Annotated in this window: 19 protein-coding genes; 8 read left to right on the forward strand and 11 right to left on the reverse strand. The window is 36.6% G+C overall.

Translation table 11 applies throughout. From position 1 onward, the window contains the following. Positions 1–25: 25 nt before the first annotated feature. The 4 genes from C6H17_RS08340 to C6H17_RS08355 all read right to left on the reverse strand — a co-directional run bounded on the left by C6H17_RS08340 (position 26) and on the right by C6H17_RS08355 (position 3369). A complete protein-coding gene (locus C6H17_RS08340; protein WP_005218577.1) occupies positions 26–1303 on the reverse strand; it encodes a hydrogenase small subunit in 1278 nt (425 codons plus the stop codon). Positions 1304–1484: 181 nt separating this feature from the next. Next, positions 1485–2255: a tetratricopeptide repeat protein gene (locus C6H17_RS08345; protein WP_005218576.1), complete on the reverse strand. Its 771-nt coding sequence runs from the start codon at positions 2253–2255 to the stop codon at positions 1485–1487. Beyond that, entirely contained in the window at positions 2218–2415 is a 198-nt protein-coding gene (locus tag C6H17_RS08350) for a hypothetical protein (RefSeq protein WP_004087134.1), read from the reverse strand. Before C6H17_RS08350 ends, C6H17_RS08345 begins: the two co-directional genes overlap by 38 nt. Positions 2416–2433: 18 nt before the next feature. Further along, positions 2434–3369: a hypothetical protein gene (locus tag C6H17_RS08355; protein ID WP_020995700.1), complete on the reverse strand. Its 936-nt coding sequence runs from the start codon at positions 3367–3369 to the stop codon at positions 2434–2436. A gap of 111 nt (positions 3370–3480) precedes the next feature. Between C6H17_RS08355 and C6H17_RS08360 the strand changes: the two genes are divergently transcribed. After that, on the forward strand, positions 3481–3981 hold the full coding sequence (locus C6H17_RS08360) for a peptidylprolyl isomerase (protein ID WP_005218572.1): 501 nt from the start codon (positions 3481–3483) through the stop codon (positions 3979–3981). Between the two features lie 72 nt (positions 3982–4053). Here the strand turns inward: C6H17_RS08360 and C6H17_RS08365 are convergent, their stop codons facing one another. The 4 genes from C6H17_RS08365 to serS all read right to left on the reverse strand — a co-directional run bounded on the left by C6H17_RS08365 (position 4054) and on the right by serS (position 9385). After that, complete coding sequence (locus tag C6H17_RS08365; RefSeq protein WP_005218570.1) at positions 4054–4869, reverse strand: hypothetical protein; 816 nt, start codon at positions 4867–4869, stop codon at positions 4054–4056. 260 nt (positions 4870–5129) lie between these two features. Next, a complete protein-coding gene (locus C6H17_RS08370; RefSeq protein WP_005218567.1) occupies positions 5130–5495 on the reverse strand; it encodes a methionine-R-sulfoxide reductase in 366 nt (121 codons plus the stop codon). 10 nt (positions 5496–5505) lie between these two features. Continuing rightward, complete coding sequence (locus C6H17_RS08375; protein ID WP_020995699.1) at positions 5506–8061, reverse strand: tetratricopeptide repeat protein; 2556 nt, start codon at positions 8059–8061, stop codon at positions 5506–5508. A gap of 28 nt (positions 8062–8089) precedes the next feature. Beyond that, positions 8090–9385, reverse strand: a complete 1296-nt coding sequence (gene serS, locus C6H17_RS08380) for a serine--tRNA ligase (RefSeq protein ID WP_005218563.1) — start codon at positions 9383–9385, stop codon at positions 8090–8092. 138 nt (positions 9386–9523) lie between these two features. Here serS and C6H17_RS08385 point away from each other — a divergent pair, with 138 nt between their 5' ends. The 3 genes from C6H17_RS08385 to C6H17_RS08395 all read left to right on the forward strand — a co-directional run bounded on the left by C6H17_RS08385 (position 9524) and on the right by C6H17_RS08395 (position 13084). Next, positions 9524–10477 (forward strand): chemotaxis protein, encoded by a 954-nt coding sequence (locus C6H17_RS08385; protein ID WP_005218562.1) that lies wholly within the window; start codon positions 9524–9526, stop codon positions 10475–10477. Positions 10478–10772: 295 nt separating this feature from the next. Then, positions 10773–11558, forward strand: coding sequence for a MotE family protein (locus tag C6H17_RS08390; protein WP_233714108.1), 786 nt, complete (start codon positions 10773–10775; stop codon positions 11556–11558). A gap of 572 nt (positions 11559–12130) precedes the next feature. Beyond that, positions 12131–13084, forward strand: a complete 954-nt coding sequence (locus C6H17_RS08395; protein WP_104731396.1) for a GTPase family protein — start codon at positions 12131–12133, stop codon at positions 13082–13084. Between the two features lie 82 nt (positions 13085–13166). Here C6H17_RS08395 and C6H17_RS08400 read toward each other — a convergent pair whose 3' ends face one another. Next, the gene (locus C6H17_RS08400) at positions 13167–14261 is read right to left on the reverse strand and encodes an NAD(P)-dependent alcohol dehydrogenase (protein WP_005218556.1); all 1095 of its coding nucleotides are present in this window, start codon (positions 14259–14261) and stop codon (positions 13167–13169) included. 124 nt (positions 14262–14385) lie between these two features. Between C6H17_RS08400 and C6H17_RS08405 the strand changes: the two genes are divergently transcribed. The 4 genes from C6H17_RS08405 (at position 14386) to C6H17_RS08420 (ending at position 17144) form a co-directional block, all read left to right on the forward strand. Further along, entirely contained in the window at positions 14386–14583 is a 198-nt protein-coding gene (locus tag C6H17_RS08405) for a hypothetical protein (RefSeq protein WP_005218554.1), read from the forward strand. A gap of 329 nt (positions 14584–14912) precedes the next feature. Beyond that, a complete protein-coding gene (locus tag C6H17_RS08410; protein ID WP_190318778.1) occupies positions 14913–16421 on the forward strand; it encodes a DASS family sodium-coupled anion symporter in 1509 nt (502 codons plus the stop codon). Positions 16422–16424: 3 nt separating this feature from the next. Beyond that, positions 16425–16754 carry a hypothetical protein gene (locus C6H17_RS08415; RefSeq protein WP_020995698.1) on the forward strand — a complete coding sequence of 110 codons (330 nt, stop codon included), beginning with the start codon at positions 16425–16427 and terminating at the stop codon, positions 16752–16754. Continuing rightward, on the forward strand, positions 16755–17144 hold the full coding sequence (locus C6H17_RS08420) for a hypothetical protein (protein ID WP_005218551.1): 390 nt from the start codon (positions 16755–16757) through the stop codon (positions 17142–17144). A gap of 155 nt (positions 17145–17299) precedes the next feature. Here the strand turns inward: C6H17_RS08420 and lpoB are convergent, their stop codons facing one another. Continuing rightward, positions 17300–17908 carry a penicillin-binding protein activator LpoB gene (gene lpoB, locus C6H17_RS08425; protein ID WP_005218550.1) on the reverse strand — a complete coding sequence of 203 codons (609 nt, stop codon included), beginning with the start codon at positions 17906–17908 and terminating at the stop codon, positions 17300–17302. Beyond that, positions 17909–19393, reverse strand: coding sequence for a hypothetical protein (locus tag C6H17_RS08430; protein WP_020995697.1), 1485 nt, complete (start codon positions 19391–19393; stop codon positions 17909–17911). Positions 19394–19437 lie beyond the last annotated feature (44 nt).

The following is a 19437-nucleotide window of genomic DNA, read 5'->3' on the forward strand; positions in this document are numbered from 1 at the left end:
TAAGATTCTATGATTACAAAACAACTTACTTTGGCTTGATAGCACCAGATAGCATTGCATGTGCGGCAATACCAATAGCTGTTGCACCCAAAATTACCATACCAACCCTATCTGCTGTGTGATCAGCACCAGCACCTCTAAAGGCTGTTTGATAGCGATTCCCAAGCGGCACTTCAAATGGCGACATCGTATCCCAAAAATGTGGCTCACTACAGCCTATGCAACCATGTCCCGCACCAATAGGCCAATTTGTATGTGAGTTAAATCGTAATTTTGAGCAGTTATTGAAAGTATAAGGACCTTTACAGCCAACCTTATACAAGCAGTAACCATTCTTTGCATTTTCATCGCCAAAATGCTGCACAAACTCACCTGCATCAAAGCGACCTCTTCTCTCACATAAATCATGGATTCTATGTCCATACGCCCATTTCGGTCTATGGAATGCATCGAGCGCCATATCACCAAAGAGAATATGCTGCATAAGTGTGCCTACAATATTTTTTTCATTCGGCGGACAACCCGGAACATTAATAACTTTTTTGTCAATAATATCACTCAAAGGATGTGCGTTTGTAGGATTTGGTGCAGCCGCTTGCACTCCACCAAAGCTAGAGCATGTTCCAATGGCAAAAATTGCTGCTGCATGTTTTGCTACATGTCTGCATTCTTCAGCACCAGTCCTGCCAGATGCACCAATGGTAAGGAAATATTCAGTATCTTTTGGAATCCCACCTTCTACCATCATAACATAGCGACCATCATATTTTTTTACTGCATCTTCTAAGCTTTTTTCCGCTTGATACCCAGATGCCGCCATGATAGTCTCATGGTATTCCATGCTTACATAATCAAAAATGATAGAATCAATACACGGATCTTCACTTCTTAATAAACTTTCACTGCAACCTGTGCATTCTGCCATGTGTAACCATATAATAGGCACTCTATCAGCAAGCTCTGCGGCACGAGCCGTAAGAGGTGCAAAAGTAGCAGGCAGCCCAATTGATGCAGTAACAACTGCTGCCCATTTCATAAAATCCCTTCTTTGAATACCTTTTTCTTGTAGGACTTCGTTTAAATCTTTACCGCTTTTTTCTTCTCTTAATGAAGGGAGTTTCGCCAACTTATCTAGTCGTTTTTTAACCTTTTTAAAAAGCGATTGTTTTGTATGGAATGTGAGATTATCACCTTTTGGGTTTTGACTATAATCTAATGCGATATTTGCGGTGTCGTGTGGCATGGAATCTGAGAGCATAGTATCAGTATGCAACATTCCCTGCGTAGTTTCATGTTTGCTCATCATTGTATCCTTAATGAAAAGTTTTGGGAGTTATAGTGTCGTTATTTTACAATAAAATACATATTTTCTTAGATTATGTGCGTATTTATTCTAAAATCAATACATTTATGTAACTGAATGTAACTAAAACTTTGAAAGGTTGTGTTCTGTGTGTATCAATCTGCTTGCATTATGAATAGTTTTATTGCTTTTGTTTAGAATCTAGCCTAACATACAAACCGCGTTTTTTTTGCAATGGTGGTAATGTAATGCCAGAATCTTTTAATAATTTCACATTTTTACAAGATTCCATCATGCCATAATCACATGCGATATGAAAAAAATATAGTGCATTTGCAAAATCTTTTTTATAGTTAGCATAGACTACGGCAAGATTAAAACAAGCTTGTGGATACTGCATAGAACACGCCCTAGTAAAAGATTGCAAAGCCGCATGTCCGCCCACATTAGATGATGATCGCATAGACTGCAATACGCCCATATTATAGCAACCTATCACATCAGCATTATTACAAGCAGCATTATATGCAATTTCTGCTTCATCTATATTGCCACTCATTTGATAAAGTAATCCAAGTAGAGAACAACCCAGCTTTTCACTCGATTGACAAGACTTTTGTAGATAGGGTATTGCTTCCCTATCACTTCCATTTGCACTTAGCGTAGCACCTATGATATGACATACATGTATTTCACATTCATTCACGCTTGGCACACCTTGCTTAAGCAATAGCGAACATGAATCTTTTATCCCATTAGAGCATTGCTGCAATAAAGGCATAATATCTTGTTGCACCCTTTGTATATTATTAGCTTTATGTGGCATATACGGGTTTGCAAATGCAACAAATACATTGCAAAAAAATACCACCAAATACCGATACAGCACAGAATCTACCTTTATATACTTAAACTTATTGCGATAGGCACTCATGGCAATAGCATTTACCATTCTTTTTTTTCATATCTACTTGTGTGATATATACGCCACATTTTACACATTGCATGAGATTTATTTCTTTATTTTTACTTGATTTTTTATTGTTCTGCTGCATGTTAAGTAGCACAAGAACAAGCACTGCAATGACAACAATAAGCAATAAATACAGCACAATCTCCCCCTTGAAATACTATTTTATCGCAGTATTATTTTTCACACATGCACGCGTTAGATCGCTAGCAGGCAACAATCTTCTTTTTGCTACATCGCAGACAAAATCTCTTACTTCATCACTTGATACAACCACATTTCGCCTTTTTTTAGACTCATTCATACTATATAAAAATCCTACAAAATGCCCACCTGAATTAAAAAGTGGTAGTCCATGTATGGCACTATGCTTTTGGATATTTGCGATACTTGCAGATTTGTAAAATAGGGCATTATTCTCTGTTACAAATGGAAATAATACATTATCCTTACGGCTAAGCACTGTGTTTTTTAGCATTCCCTTATAAATTGGAGTGAAATGATGTAAATTAATTCTTTGATGATAAAAGCTTTCTTCGCGAGTGTTACAATAAATATCTGTGTAGTTTTCAGCCCTAAGCAATGAAAGCTTAGAATCTGTTGCACGCAAACGAAGCATGGCAAAGCACATAAGCGATTTACTAGAATCATCTTGCATTTTTGCCATAACACTGCGTAAATACGCCCCATCTTCATTCATCAAATCCGCAGCAGCAAGGATATATCCATCTTTTAGTAAGATTCCATACCCCTGCTTTTGCACGCCATTGTCAAATAATGCAGTAAGTAAAGCAATAGAATATAAAAAGCTCCCTTTTCTAGCCCCAAGTGTAGGCATAGCCCCACTTGCAAGGAAGCCGCCTTGATAGCCTTGTGTGCCTTGCTTGTTCTGTGTGGCTTTATTTGAATTGCTACTTTTATTCCCACCTTTATTTTGACCGCCTGATTGTGGAATCTGTGTCGTGCCACCATCTATGCAGCCATACAAATCATTGCAATCTCCAAATCCATCAGCATAAAGCGGCGAAACTAACACGCAACAAGACAATACAAAAAACAACATAAAAGACTTAACATGTGAAAAAAGAAGCGACATATCTACTCCAAATTTACTTTTAATCCTAAATTATAACATTAAATCTTGAAATTTACCGGCAAAGTTGCTAGAATCTCAACTTTTGAATCACTGAAATTTAAGGATTTTACAATGGGATTAAAAGAATATAAACTTTTGGCAGACGAGTTACAAACATTGCAATATGCTATCGTTGAAACAAATAAGGGTGTTATGTATATAAAGCTTTTTCCAGAACATGCACCACAAGCAGTAAGCAACTTTGCTACACTTGCTAATAGTGGCTTTTATGATGATTTGAATTTTCATCGCGTAATAGCTGGTTTTATGGCTCAAGGTGGCTGTCCAAAGGGCGATGGCACAGGTGGTCCGGGCTATACTATAAAGTGTGAGCTTGAAAATAACCCAACAAAGCATAATCGTGGCACTTTATCTATGGCTCACGCGGGGAGAAATACAGGTGGCAGTCAGTTTTTTATCTGTTTTGCGCCACAACCGCATTTAGATGGCGAACACACCGCCTTTGGTCGTATTCCAGTAAATGAAAAGGCAAGCTATGAAGTTTTAGATTCTCTAAAACAAGGAGATATTATTAAGAGTATCCGCGTAGTTGCTGAAATGCCAGAGGCTTAAACTCTCTTAAATCGCATAAAAGATTCTATCTATTTTTGCTTTTATAGAATCTTGCGAAATAGATATGCTTCATTATTGACTTGCAATAAGAATATCAACAAGATTCTCTATTCCGATATTCCTATCTACAAATGTAATACTCTCTTTGGGTAATGCGTCTATAGTCTCATTTGTCGCATAAAAGCAATGAAGAAGATTCTCAATTTGCTGAAATATCTCTAAATCATTTGTATCCATAATACGCAAAATAGGGATAATCCCAAGATTATATGCAAAGGCTATGAGTTTATTTATATGTGTTTGTATGCTATGTGTGAGAGAATGATTTTTTATAGAATCTGCGTTTAGGGCTATTTCAGAAGCAATATCATCAATATTAGAATCTAGTAGCATAGGATTAGATTCCAAAGCATGTAAAATCTCACAATATATTTGTAAATGCTTGATATTGAGTATAATCATATCTGCTCCACTAATAGTAGATTCTAGAATCTGATATTCATCAATAAATACACTTTCATGGACAACAAAAGCAGGGGATAATCGCCTTATCATGCTTAAATAGTCCATACTATCCGCACTCTCATTATTTGTGAGTTTATCCAAATCGCTAAATATCACGCAAAGAATCTCTTTATCAAACTCTACGCTATGGTCTAAACTGCTTGTTTGTATGAGTTTTGATAGCTTTTCTGTGTTGGTATATAGGGCTTTTTTGGGTGTATTTGTCTTTAACTTTTCATAGAGATAAGTTTTGTCTGATAAACGCGGTAAAAAGCAAGTATATGCAAGAGAGCGACCAAGCATATCCTTTGGCATGATTTGTTTTTTATTCGATAAATACTGCATAATATACAGCATTTGCTGATAAGAAATCTCTTGTTTCATACTTTTCCCTTAAGGTTTTATACAAAAGTTTAGAATCTGGTTTTATGATTTTTACATAATTTTAGAAGGTTTAAGATTCTAAAATACGGCTTCTATATCACTTGCACTCACCCATTTGAGTGGGATTCTAAAGATTTATAAAAATATTTAATGTGTTATTCTTTTGTTTTTTAAGGCTTTGCTAGATTCTAAAGCCCTTTTTTTACGCCCCAGCCTTACCACCTATTCAAAGAGCGGATTCTAAAAAATCTTAGTTTTTGTTATTTAACACTCTCTTTTGGTATAAATATAAGCGATACAGAATTAACACAATGGCGTGTGTTTTTAGCGGTGAAGCCCTCGCCTCTAAAGACATGTCCTAAATGTGAGTTGCAATGATTGCATATAATCTCTGTTCGCACTCCATCTCTATCTAGCACTTCTTTTACATTATTCTCAATACTAGAATCAAAGCTAGGCCAACCACAATGTCCGCTAAATTTTGAATCTGAAGTAAATAAAGGCATTTCACACATTTTGCATACATAGATTCCATCTTCAAAAAAGTCATTATACTCCCCGCTAAATGGAGCTTCTGTGCCTTTCTCTAAAAGCACATATTTTTCAAACTCGCTTAATGTTTTCATATTTAGCCCTTTATTTTGGGGTATTCACCTTTGAATCATCAATGGTAAAATCAATAAATTCTGATTTAAATCCATGATTTGCAATACTATTGTAATGCTGTGCTGCGGCGTTGTAATTCTCTGCTTCTTGATATAGCACACCTAAGGCATAGCGGCTTTCATAATTCACACTAGAATCCATTTTTGATAATTGTAATAAAAGACTTGCTGCATTCTTGTGTCCAGCCCCGATAGCCGCCACAGCACCCAAATAACGCGTATAACTATCATCTTCTTTTAAACCATTAATAAGCCTATCATAAATCGCATAGCTTTCTTCAAAGTTTTGCTGATAGATATTTAAAAGTCCTAAGGCTTGTAATAAGCCATTTGGATTTTTTGTTTGCGTGCTTAGCTTGTAGTTTAAAAGCTTTTTCTCTCTCTCAAGATTCCCAGTTATAAAGCCTACATAGATATATAACTCTCGTGCTAGATTCGGTCCATAGAAAACATTGTCTAGATTCATATTATCTTCTCTAAAGAGATACTGCATATTAAGCGATGAATTCTTCACATTTGTGCCATAGTTTCTTGCTAAATCAAGCAAAATATTTGACACAATATCATTTGATTGATAGTATTTTAGCCGCTCAAAACCAGCGACAATATTTTTCGTATCTCTCATGTGTATCGCACTGATTGACTGAAAGGCTAGTGCCATTGCCCTTTTTTCATTCGCTTCAGGGATATATACGCCCATATCAGTTGGGTTATTTACCCATTCTTTGATTTTACTAAATAATACGAGTTGCTCTTTTGGCATTTTGCTATCTGCTATGCTTTGCCCTAGATTCACATTTAATGTGCTTATATCTTTATAGACGAGTTTGCCTGTAACCATAGCAAACGCACCGGCTTGCACATCTGTCATATCAAGGTGATAGGCACGCAAAAAGTGCTTATAAGCATTTGCAAAATCGCCAACTTGTGCGTAAATTAGCCCTGCATTATAGTGCAATACAGCATGATTTGGATTCTCATCGACATCATGTTTAATCATTGCTAAAGCCCCGCGTAAGTCGTTTTCATTAATCTTACGCAAGGATTGGGCTATGCTTGTATTAATGTTTGAGATAGTAGCACCTTTTATTAATATCGCATGGCTTTCTTCGAGATTCCCTAAATTGATTTTAGAATCTAGCACACCATCTGAAATAATGCTTAAAGCTTCATTCACATTAAACACACGATAAGGGGCATAATAGAATAGAATCTTACTTGTCAAAAGGTTTGAATGCTCAAAAGTCCTATTCCAAAACTCTTCTTGGGCTAACTGCACATTGAAAACATTTGGAGCAACTCTAGCTTGTATAGGATAGGGGTTTATAATATCGTTTTCTTTTTTCTCGCCACCAAACTCATCAATAATGCGTGCTGCCTCTATAAAATCACCTAATTTTAGATTAATAAGCTGCATAGTCATTTTCGCATGCCAATCATTTGGATATTGTATGAGATAGTTATGCACATGAGCCCTTGCCGCATTAAGACTGCCCTGCCTTGCTAATAGCTGCCCTAGTGCAAGTTCATCTTGCTTTTCTGCGACTGCTTTTAGGTTATTATAGGCTTGGACATTGTCGTTGAAAAGGGTATAAAGCTTTGCTGCTAGTCTCTTGCTATCTTTGTCAAAATGCGTATTTGTATCGTGATTAAGCGGTGATAGTGCCTCAAAATACTGCCCTTGATAGTATTGATTGAGAGCATAGGAATAGGCGTATGGCGGGAGATTGCTGATTTGATTCGCATAGGTATTTGCGATATTAATATAGTATTGATACTTATCCATATCGCCTAATCTAAATGCACTTACTGCTGCATTAATCGCACTTAATGCTACATCTTCACCTGCTGAAATAGCCTTATCATAGTATTCTATACTTTTTTGATAATCTTGTGATTTAGCGTTAATTACGCCTAAATTGTAGTTTGCGATAGCCTTTGCATAAGTAGCGATTTGATTAAATAACATGAGGGCTTCTTGCTTATCGCCTGTTTTATAGAGCATATCTGCTTTTTGAATCATATTTTCAAGATTCTTATTATCCACAACTGGGGGCTTTGTGGTAACTTCTGGAATACTTGGTAACACAACGCCACCTTGACTTTCAGCATTACTTCCTTCTTGTATATTAGCCCCACCACTACCGCCGCCTTGATTATTCGCACCACCTTGTTGTGTGCTTTGAGTAGCACTCTGCTCTGTTTCAGAATCTTGCTTTGGTTTAAAAGCACTCACAAGTAGCATAACAAGCAATAGCACAAAAAGTAGTAACAATACTACAAGCAAAATGCGTCTAGTCTTTACCCCTAGCTTTTCATCAATATTGCGTATAAGCGGAATATCTTTAGCATTGTCTCTAGCAAAGTTTTCTAATGGCGTGAAAAATGCCATAATGCCACTTGGCTTTTTCTTCTTTTCTTCAGGTTTAGATTCTGTATTTTCATCAGTGTTATTAGAATCTTTTACTTCATCTGTTGCTAGATCTTCTGCTGCTATATCTTCTGGTTTTTTTTGCTCTTCTGCCATTCCCTAATCCCCAAATAAACTATAGAATCTAAAGATACTTTTCTAATACTTTAGGTATTTGAATGCTACCATCAGCTTGTTGAAAATTCTCCATAATAGCAACAAGAGTCCTGCCTACTGCTAAGCTTGAGCCATTTAGCGTATGTGTGAGTGTATTTTTACCTGCCCTCTTGTATCTTATCTTAGCCCTACGCGCTTGAAAATCCGCACAATTTGACACAGAGCTAATCTCACGATAGCAATTCTGCCCGGGTAGCCATACCTCTAAATCAATAGTATTTGTCGCAGAAAAGCCTATATCGCCACTGCAAAGCTGCACTAGCCTATGTGGTAACTCTAAAGATTCTAAAAGTTTTGAGACATTATCTACCATTCTTTGCTGCATAGATTCACTTTGTTCTGGTGTGGTGATTGCCACAAGCTCGACTTTATCAAACTGATGCTGCCTTATAATGCCACGCGTATCCCTTCCTGCACTGCCTGCCTCTTTTCTAAAGCAAGGTGTATATGCTGTCATCATAATGGGTAGCTCGTTTTCAGCCAGAATCATATCTTGATAAAGATTAGTGAGAGAAATCTCTGAAGTAGAAATAAGATAGAGATTATGCCCCTTATTAGAATCTTCGCTTTCATTTATATCATCATTCATAGATTCTATATGAAACATATCATCAGCAAATTTTGGAAGCTGTCCGGTCCCAAACATAGCTCTTTCATTTACAATGACTGGCACACTGCATACTTCAAAGCCATTTTTATAGTTAAAATCAAGCATATAAGATATTAAAGCATGATTTAGTCTCGCAGCCTCTCCACGCAAAACAGAAAAACGACTTTTAGCAAGTTTTACCCCAGCTTCAAAGTCAATCCATTTGTTTTTCTCTGCAAGCTCCCAATGCTCTTTTGGTGTGAAATCAAACTTTTTTGGCTCTAAAACATGCTTAATCACAACATTATCGTTTTCATCTGTGCCTATGGGCGTATTCTTATCTAAAAGGTTTGGAATCTTAAGCAAAATCTCTTGCAATGCTACTTCTGCTTTGGCTACCTTTGCAACCTCTTCTTGCACTTTTCTTTTTAATGTATCAAGGTTTTCTTTATGACTTTGCAAAAGATTAGAATCTGCTTTTTTTCGCATGAGTTCGCCATATTCTTTTGAGAGTTTGTTTTGTTCTGCCTGCATAGATTCTGCTATGTTTTTTTGTTGCTTTAACTTATTTGCATTCTCTTTCAATACATCAAGCATGGCTTTTTCTACATTCCTATTGGCAAGATTCTGTGCTACATAGTCAAAATCTTGTAATAAAAGTTTAACATCAATCATTGAGAAATACCTTTTAGCAACTATGAATATTTATGTATAAAAGAAGCAATTATAACAAAATAATGATATAAAATGTATTGATAAAAGATTTTTTTTGTTAAAATAACAGCAATAAAATAAAAGTTTAGGAGCTTTGTTTTGATAAGCAATATTGATAAAACGACTTCACTCCATTTAAATAATGAAGCACAATTTCTCTGTTTTACCCTAGAAGATACTGAAAATGAGCAAGACATTCAGCTTTATGCGATGAATGTTTTTAAGATACGCGAGATAATCTATTATGACGGGGAATTAACAGAGACTGCGGGGGAAAATGAGGGCATAGTGCTTGGATTCCTAACTGTTAGAGGGGAGAGCATACCGCTTGTTGATATGCGTAGATGGCTTTACTTTAACGCACAAGATCCAAAGCGAGACTTAAAAGAATACTCTATCCAAAGTCAAAAAAATCTTGTGATTCTATGTAATTTTTCACAATGCACAGTTGGACTTAGAATCTTGAGTGTAAAACGCATTATCCAGCGAAGCTGGGATTCTGTAATTGTAGGTAGTGAATATGGCTTTGATGGGAATAATAAGATTACTGCTACTACAAAATTTGATGATGGTGCGGTAGTGCAAATCATGGATGTTGAACGCATGGTAGTAGATGCTTTCCCATCAGTAGAAATGTCGCATGAATTGCAACTTGAAGGATTAAAGGCAATTGAGAGTGATAAAGTTGTATTGTTAGCAGAAGATTCTAAACCCGCGCAAAAATCACTTCAAATCATTATGGAGAAACTACAACTTCGCTATTTTACCTTTCCAAATGGCAAAGCATTGCTTGAGTATCTCTACACACCGGGTGTTGCTAAAACCGTTGGGGCAGTCATCACTGACCTTGAAATGCCACTCATTTCAGGCTTTGAAGTCTTAAAGCATATACGCGAGCATGAAGATACAAAGACTATGCCTGTAATTGTTAATTCATCAATGAGTAATGATTCTAATATTGAAAAAGCACAAAGCCTAAAAGCAAACGCTTTTATCACAAAATCAAACCCCGCAGAGATAGAAGACGCCCTGCGTGAAGCCCTTGAAATCTAGATTGACTATAATTTGAGATAGAAGCATTATGTGTAAAATCTAGATTCTAAAAATCTATTTATCGTTTTTAGCAAAGCAACATTTCTCAAATCTTAGGGTTTGTAAAATGTTGCACTTTTTAAGGTTTAAAATGACAATCATAATAGAATCAGAAAGGTTTCAAGTAATGCTTAAAAAGCTTTGCATTCATATATTTATATTTTTGCGAGTGTTTTAGATCGCTTAGAGTGTAAATTTATAGAATCTAGCTTTGCATTATTGTATAATATTACGCAAGATTCTGTTACATAAGGATATGGTAGTGAAAAAGGTTTTTTTAGGAAGTCTTATTGTTGGTTGTTTATGTGTAAGTGCGTTTGCCGATGACGAGACAGAAAAAAAAGCAGTCAAAACGCAATCTTTAACAACTAGTGCGAGTTTTGATCCAGAGGCAGCACAACAGCTAGCAAAACAATGTGATGCAATCTTTGAGGCAAGAAAGCAAGAGCTTGCAACAAGTCTATTGCAGCTACAACAGCAACAAAGCACTTTGCAGATTCTAACCACAGAAAACACAAAGCTATTGAAAGAAAAAGAAGAGCAGATGAAGCTAAAAGAGAGTGCGTTAAAGAAAATGTATGCTGATATGCGAGATGAAGAAGCAAAAAAATCAGCAGAAAGTGAAGCAAAACTCAATGAAGCAAAAAAGCTATTAGCACAGAATGAAGAGATTCTAAAGCAAATCACAGGCACAAAGGACACAAAACTAGCTGAAAGCTATGCGAAAATGAAAGATAGCAAAGCCGCCCCGATTTTAGCAGCTATGCCAGAAGATGATGCGGTTATGATTCTATTGAGCCTAAAACCGAATCAAATGGGAAGCATTCTAGCACAAATGCAGCCAGATAAAGCCGCAGAACTTACAAAACTTATAAAATATTTCCCTAGTAAAAAGCCAGTCCCACCAAATGCACCACCACCAACCACACCGGATGGAATCAATGTAGAAGATAATATGCCACAAAACGCTAGAGAAGCAAACACAAATCAGCAAAATAACGCAGTGCCACAAAGCTTTGATGGCAATATGAGGGTGTATTAGAATCCATAATAATAGCCTTGTATTGCAATGAAATCATATGATTAACTTTATTAAACACCATTAAGTAGAGAGTGCAAGATATAAGGCATTATTTGTTTATATCGTTTTATTTATTACGAAAACATGCGTAACGAGATAATTTTATTGCATTATTATATGTTTTTTAATATGGTGGTGTAGGGTTGATATAAAATATTAAAGCTCAATATTTTCTAAGCTTTGTAACGGCTTTTAGTACTTGATTCTTAGTTAAGATAGGTAAAAACATGCAATATTGTGCGGGGAACAAAATGATTATACTAGAGTCATAGATAAAGTATCTTTCTGAAATGCTATTTTTTTTACTTTGCTGTGTATATAATAATGTAATCAAATTTTATCATTTTCACTCATAGCGAAAGTGAAATTCCCTATTCTATCTTATATCCACAAACTTTTCATATCAATCACATCACAAAATTTTGCCTCTCTTAAAGGCGATGAAGTTTTATGTTATAGTCCTTGATTTGTTTTTTTTTTTTTGTAGAATGCACTCGAAGCTATATGCTTAATTTTACATTAAAGGACAATCAATGAATCCATTTATGAACCCAATGAATCCAAAGGAAAGTGAAGAATCGGGATTGAGAAAGATTCTTTTAGAAATCTATGACTTAAAAGACAAACTTGAAGATGAACAAAGAGCAGGTATGAAAGCTATCTTGGATAGTCTTGATATACCGCTTAATATCCTGCTAATGGGTGGCACAGGCGTGGGTAAAAGCTCTACGATTAATGCCATTTATGGAGCAAATAGAGTAGAAGTTGGCACAAGTGCCAGACCACAAACACAAGAGATAGAGCAATGCCAAATCTCTAAAAATATCACCCTTTATGATTCTCCCGGACTTGGCGAGGGAAGTGAGAAAGATAAGCAGCATATGGAGAAAATCCATAAACTACTCACCGACACAGATGGAAATGGCAATGCTAAAATTGATCTAGTCCTTGTCATTACTGATGCAAGTGTAAAAGGGCTGGGGCAAGAGTATGAAACGATAAAATATCTGCTTAAAACACTAGGCGATAGTAAGCGGATTTTAATCGGGCTTAATAAATGCGATTGTGCTGTAAGTGAGCGATATTTTGATAGAGAGAGTAATAAACTAGGACAGAAACAAGACGAATTTTTGAGAGAGAAAGTTGCAGATTTGCAAGCACGCATTAAAGCAGATACGGGGCTATCACTTATGGGAGATGATATTGTGTGTTATAGTGCGGGTTATTATGATGAAGAGACGCAAACACAGGATAAGCCCTATAATATCGTGGAGTTAGAAAAAATGATACTAAGTAAAATCCCAAAGCAAAAAAGAGTCGTGCAGTCTGTGGAAGAGAGCATGGAACTCCGCGACTCATCAAGCGGAGGTGGTTTCTGGGATAGCGTGATAGATTTTGTTGATATGGTAACTGACCAAATACCTGCAATTAAGGCTGCCAAGCAGGTTGGTAAAAAAATATGGGACTCCATTAAAAGCTGGTTTTAAGATATAGAATCCCATTTTTAAAAAGTGGATTTAGTATTCTTTGCTATGCCTAAATGACAAGCTTTAGAATAGAATCTAAAGCTTACTCCCCCTCCAAGCTTCCCATATCAATCACATAGCGGAATTTTGCCTTGCCGCTTGTAAGATTTGCATAGGCTTTGTCAATGTCCTTTACACTAATGATTTCTACTTCAGGGTAGATTCCCTGCTGCACGGAAATATCTAGCATTTCTTGCGTCTCTTTAATGCCGCCAATGAGTGAGCCATACACCTTTTTACCCGCAGAAAAAACAAGCCTTGTTACATCAATATGCGTTTTTAGCTCCACAGGCGGCAGCCCCACAATTGCCATCTCGCCGCCAAATTTCAGCAAATCCACATAGCTATTGACATCATAAGCCGTAGGAATGGTAGAGATGATAAAGTCAAATCGCTCGCTACATTCACTCGCACTTGTGTAAAGGGCTTTTATGCCTAGATTCTTAGCTTCTTGTGCTTTAAGCGTATTTCGTGCAAACACACTCACTTCCGCCCCAAGATAAAGCGCGTATTTCACCGCCATAAGCCCAAGTCCGCCAAATCCAGCTACTGCGACTTTATCACCCCTTTTTACCTTGCTAAATTTTAAAGGGCTATAAGTGGTGATACCCGCACAAAGCAGTGGGGCGACTTTCTCTAGTGGGGCATTTTGTGGCACACTTATCGCAAAGTTTTCACTCACAACGATATTATTTGAGTAGCCGCCATAGGTTGGGGCATTATCGTGGAAGCAATCAAGGCAATCATAGGTAAAAACCGCCTTGCCATTTTCGCAAAACTGCTCTTGGCTCTGCTTACACGCACTACACTCCCCACAGGAATTCACCATACAGCCAACCCCCGCATAATCGCCGATCTTAAACTTACTCACATTTTTACCCACAGCTACCACACGCCCGGCTATCTCGTGCCCGGGGACCATAGGATAGATTCCCTCTTTCCATTCACTTCTAGCAGAGTGTATATCGCTATGGCAGATTCCAGCATAGAGAATCTCAAGTAAAATATCATTCTCGCCCATTGCGTGGCGAGTGAAGCTAAAAGGCTTAAATGTATCATCTTTGTGGGCTACTGCATAGCCTTTTGCGGTGATTTTTTGCCCATTGTTGGCTTGGGCTAGATTTTCTTCTAAAAGCATAAAAATTCCTTTGGGTAGTAAAATAGCTAAGATTCTATAATATTTGTCTATGAAAAATGCTAACAAGCGGGTTTAGACAAACACATAAAATCTTTAAGAGTGATATTATAAAGCCTAACATCTAGTGTCTGTCAAGGGAATTCAAGTAAGAGATAAAGAGCTTGGGGTTACTTTTTGCTTTGAAAAACAGGGCTATGACAAGATTATAAAAGATCATTACAAAGTGGTGAAAAATGAAAGTGTAATGATAATCTATGTATATACAAGTAAAAGTATGAATAAATCTGCAAGATATGTAGCAAAACCTTTGAACCCTATCTAGCTGCAAGAGTAAATATGCAAAGATTAAGTTTAGTGGATTAAGCCAAAGATAAAAGCAACCTTTACACTTTATTTGTATTACTTGAGTATTTTGCATAGTTTTATATTGTTTAGCCTATATAGAATCTAGATGGCACAGGTTTCATATCGCACAATGAATATACGAACATCTACATTTGTTAAGCTATACCAGCTATTCCGTAAAATCTTCCCCATCATGTTACATGTGGTAGCACGAAACAACAATTATAAACTTATATGACAAGAATATATCATAACATATCCACTTTTATTGGCATGTATATTACAATACAACGCTAAGTATCTTGAATGAAAGGGGACAATGTGGGAGCGCAAATACAAGATAAAAAACAAAAAAAGCTTTCAATACTTTATGGTTTAGTATGTATAGGCATTATGATTTCTTTTTGGATTATCCCTGCACCAGAGGGTATGAAAGCAGAGGGTTGGCATTTACTTGGAATCTTTTGTGCGACAATTTTGGCAATTATTCTAAAAGTTATGCCTATTGGGGCATTAAGCATGATAGCTATCGCCATTGTAGCGATTACTTGCGTAACAGCACCCGGTGATACAAAAGCAAGTATTAAAAATGCTTTGAGTGGATTTAATGAGAGTCTTATCTGGATGATAGGTGTGGCGATTATGATTAGTCGCGCGATTATTAAAACTGGGCTTGGCAAGCGAATTGGCTATTATTTTGTATCACTTTTTGGTAAAAATACGCTAGGCATTGCGTATTCTCTTGTGGTAAGTGAGACGATTTTAGCACCTGTTACACCATCAAATACGGCTAGAGGCGGGGCGATAATCCACCCTATTATGCGATCTATCGCACATAATTTTAACTCCGAGCCTGAGACAAAAACGCAAAATAAAATAGGCAAATATCTTGCATTGGTAAATTTTCAAATAAACCCTATAACTTCTGGCATGTTTATCACTGCTACTGCACCAAATCCTATGGTCGTGAATAAAATCGTGGAGGTAGCAAATAATCATGGCATAGAAATTGACATGCATATTACTTGGGGGCAGTGGGCTTTATCCATGTTTTTGCCTAGTATTGTCGTGCTATTTTTACTACCGCTTGTTGTGTGGGCTATCTATCCCCCTGAAATAAAAAAGACAGAAAACGCAAAAGATATGGCTACAAAAGAACTAAATGCAATGGGTCCTATGAGTTTGCAGGAAAAAGTCGTGCTTGGTATATTTGCCATTATGCTTATGCTATGGGCTGGAGTTGGTAAGTTTTTTGGTTTTAAGATAGACCCTGCTGCAGTTGCGTTTTTGGGACTAGCATTAACCCTTGTTAGCGGCATACTTACTTGGGAAGATATTCTTAAAGAAAAAAGCGCATGGGATACTGTGGTATGGTTTAGTGCGTTAGTAATGATGGCTAGTTTTCTTGGTAAGTTGGGCGTTGTTAGCTATTATGCGACGCATCTTGAAAGCGGTATCAATGCGCTGGGCTTTGGCTGGTTTGGTGCGTGTTTGTTGCTTACTCTCATGTATCTTTATATGCACTACTTTTTTGCCTCTACAACCGCACATATAGCCGCTGTGTTTGCGGCATTCTATGCGGCTGGTTTAGCACTTGGCGCACCGCCTATGCTATATGCCTTAATGCTTGCAGCAGCAGGTAATATTATGATGAGTTTAACGCATTATGCGACAGGGACTGCCCCAGTTATCTTTGGGTCTGGTTATGCAAGTGTTGGAGAATGGTGGAAAGTAGGCTTTGTGATGAGTGTTGTGAGTGTGCTTGTGTTTGGCATTGTTGGTGGTATTTGGTGGAAAATTTTAGGATATTATTAGGATATGTTTAGAATCTTATGTATTATATTAGCTTGTTTTTTTGTCGGCTGTGGTGTAAAGGGGACTGAAGAATCTATATCTTTAGGCAAACTGCACTCTTTGCAAATCCTACCAAACACACTGCCAAAAAAACCACAAAAAGAGATCGCTAGAATCTGTGCGAGTTTCACACCCTTTAATGCCGCGAAACAATATGAGATTCTCACTTTTGAAAATCTTTTGAGAGAAGCATATAAGAATACAAAGCAGCATACATTTACAAAGGTAGGTATATGGCAGCAAAGCTATAATATGCTTATATGGCAGAAAAAATGTCTTATATTAGGAATGTAAATGCGAAATGACTTTGTTGCAAAAATGCTTTTTGTAGTTATGCTATGTGCTGCTTTGCTGTATTCTGGCTGTTATAGTCCGCTGATACATTTGCAAAGCGTTGGATTAGCTAAAGATGATACAATGCAAAAAAAAGATTCTATACACATAAAAGATTCTATATATGCAGACAAAAAAGCACAACCGCTAATTTTCTATAAAGAATGTAGTCGCAATGGCAGTGCATGGCTATATGAATGCCAAAGCATAGGTTTAGAATCTATGCAACAAGCAATCTATCTTTATTATCCAAACGCACTTTTAAATAATATTACTATGAAATTTTATCCGCAAAAAACATATATACGATTTGAAATAGATGATTCTAGCGTAATGCAAGACATACGATAACTTTAGCATTAATATGATTCTATTTTATAGCCAAAATGTGTTGTGAGTAACCCAAACTCCATGTTTAGATTTTATATGTTTTTTTCAGTATAGGCGATAGGTGCTTTTTGCTGATCTGGTCTTTTCAGATCTGCTAAACGCTAAGAATCTAAAACCTACCATGAAACCTTGCTATTTGGAGCTACTTTTATAATATGTGTATTTTCGTCCCACTCTACCATGCCTGTTTTTATGTTTGTAAGTGTTAGGGTGAATGAATAATCTACTCTTTGTTTTTTGCCTACTTTTGTATTTTTCTGCACGATAATGCCTGATAGTGAGAGATTTGGTGCGATGAGTGTGCCTTTCTCTGTTGTTGTGTATTGATTAAACTCATCATTATCCCTTAAATCCCTTGCATTATAAATCATATTATCAGTTTGCCCACCACTACCGCTAATTGCATTTGTAAGCTGAAATTTCCCACTTTTACGCATAGCTCTTGCTACCTTGCTTGTTAGTCCTCGCACATCTACTTGCTGCATAGTATCATTGACTACATCAGAGATAGCAAGGACTTGCTTCTTCTCCAAACTCATTACATATTCGCTATTTAAAAGACTTTGCACACTCTTATGCACCGCTGCTTCAATATCGTGATAATCTATACCTGCACTCGTATATTCTACTGAATCTTGCGTATCAACATAGCTTACCTTGCCACCGCAACCAACTATACTCAAAGCTACAACGCTTGTTACTACAACTTTTGTCCATTTATACATCTAATCTCCTTTAATAATAGTATGAGAGATTGTGCCACGATGCACACGCACATACATGATATTGTCTGTTAAGACACACAATCTATCTTCATTGCCATTTTCATAGTATTGCTTAAAAAGCTTAATTCTAGCGGAAATGTCTTTAGGCTTTGCTTTAATGAGTGAATCTAGCTCATTTTTACTTGCCATTCTCGCTAGTTTTGCATTGCATTCTTTTGTTATGGGAATCTCTAGCAACTTTTCATTATTACCATAAATTTTGACACTAGATTCTGCATTTGGGATTCTAGCAATCCATACGCTATTTGGCAGAATAAGACTTGAGCGTAAGTCAGCCGCAGTAGTCGCACTAAAAGCCAAAGTGCTTGCAAGTCCAATAATCGCACCATAATCCCCACCCACTGCATTAATGGTCTCTGTAATGCCAAACTTTAGCATTGCTCCAACTATCGCACGAGTGATTATTGATGGAAGCTGCTTTTCAAACTCACTTGCAAATAGATTACTTACATTACTTAGAATCTCCGCATTTGTAGTATTGATTCTATAATCGCTGTATGTAGGCTTTCCATTAACAAAGTTTGGCAAAGCTAGATTTATTGCATTAATACCGCTACCGGTTACAAGTGGTTGTGAAATGATTAACCCTTCTTTTCGTGCCAATGTACCATCTTCAATAATTATCCAAGTAAATTTTTGATAATCGCGTTTGCCTTTACGAGATTCTAGAATCTGCATATCCTTTGCTACAAATGGAATCTTACTGATACCATAAGATTCTTTTAATAAATCGCTAGATTTAGCAAAATCTCGCTCAATCATAAAATATACGCCAGAAACATAAGGGATAAGTGGATTTATCATGTCTCTATATATCGCAAACTGCTCTAGATTTGTATATCGCGTTTTTAAAATGCTATCGATTTCAGAATCTCTTGTATTTGTTTCATAGAGTGTGCTTTGTGTTTTCTTATTTGCCTCTTCTACCACTTTATCATGTGCTTTTTTTATCTCTTTTGCATAATAATCTTTTGCCCTTCTTTGCCTATCATTCGCACGATTAAATTCAATCCTTGCTTGTGTATTATCCCCCAAGCTAGAGAATGCAAGGGCTTTGTAAAAGTTTAGCAATGCCCCCTCAAAAATCATGCCACGATAAGGCATAGCCATATCATTGCTTAAAGTCGCTCCAACATTTGCACCTATGTTTGATAATAGCCCTTTTGATTCATAAACTTTAAATTGTGTTTCTGCATTTTCTAAATCATTAATACTAAAATGTGCTCCAAAATATGAAAATGTGAGAAAGCCAGACTGCATTTTCCACAAAAGCCAGTCGTTTGATTTATCTTTTGTAGCTTTCTGTAATGTTTTATAGGTTTGTGTGTAGTGCTGTGTATCGTATTCTCTCTTAATTTGTGTGCTATATGGAGAACAAGCGGATAAAAAAAGCCCAATTAACACAAAAAAAATAAAATTTTTCAAAGTTTCCTCGATACTATTGCAAAGTTTTTCTCTAAAACCATGAA

This window comes from Helicobacter rappini (assembly GCF_900198625.1).
Classification (GTDB): domain Bacteria; phylum Campylobacterota; class Campylobacteria; order Campylobacterales; family Helicobacteraceae; genus Helicobacter_A; species Helicobacter_A rappini.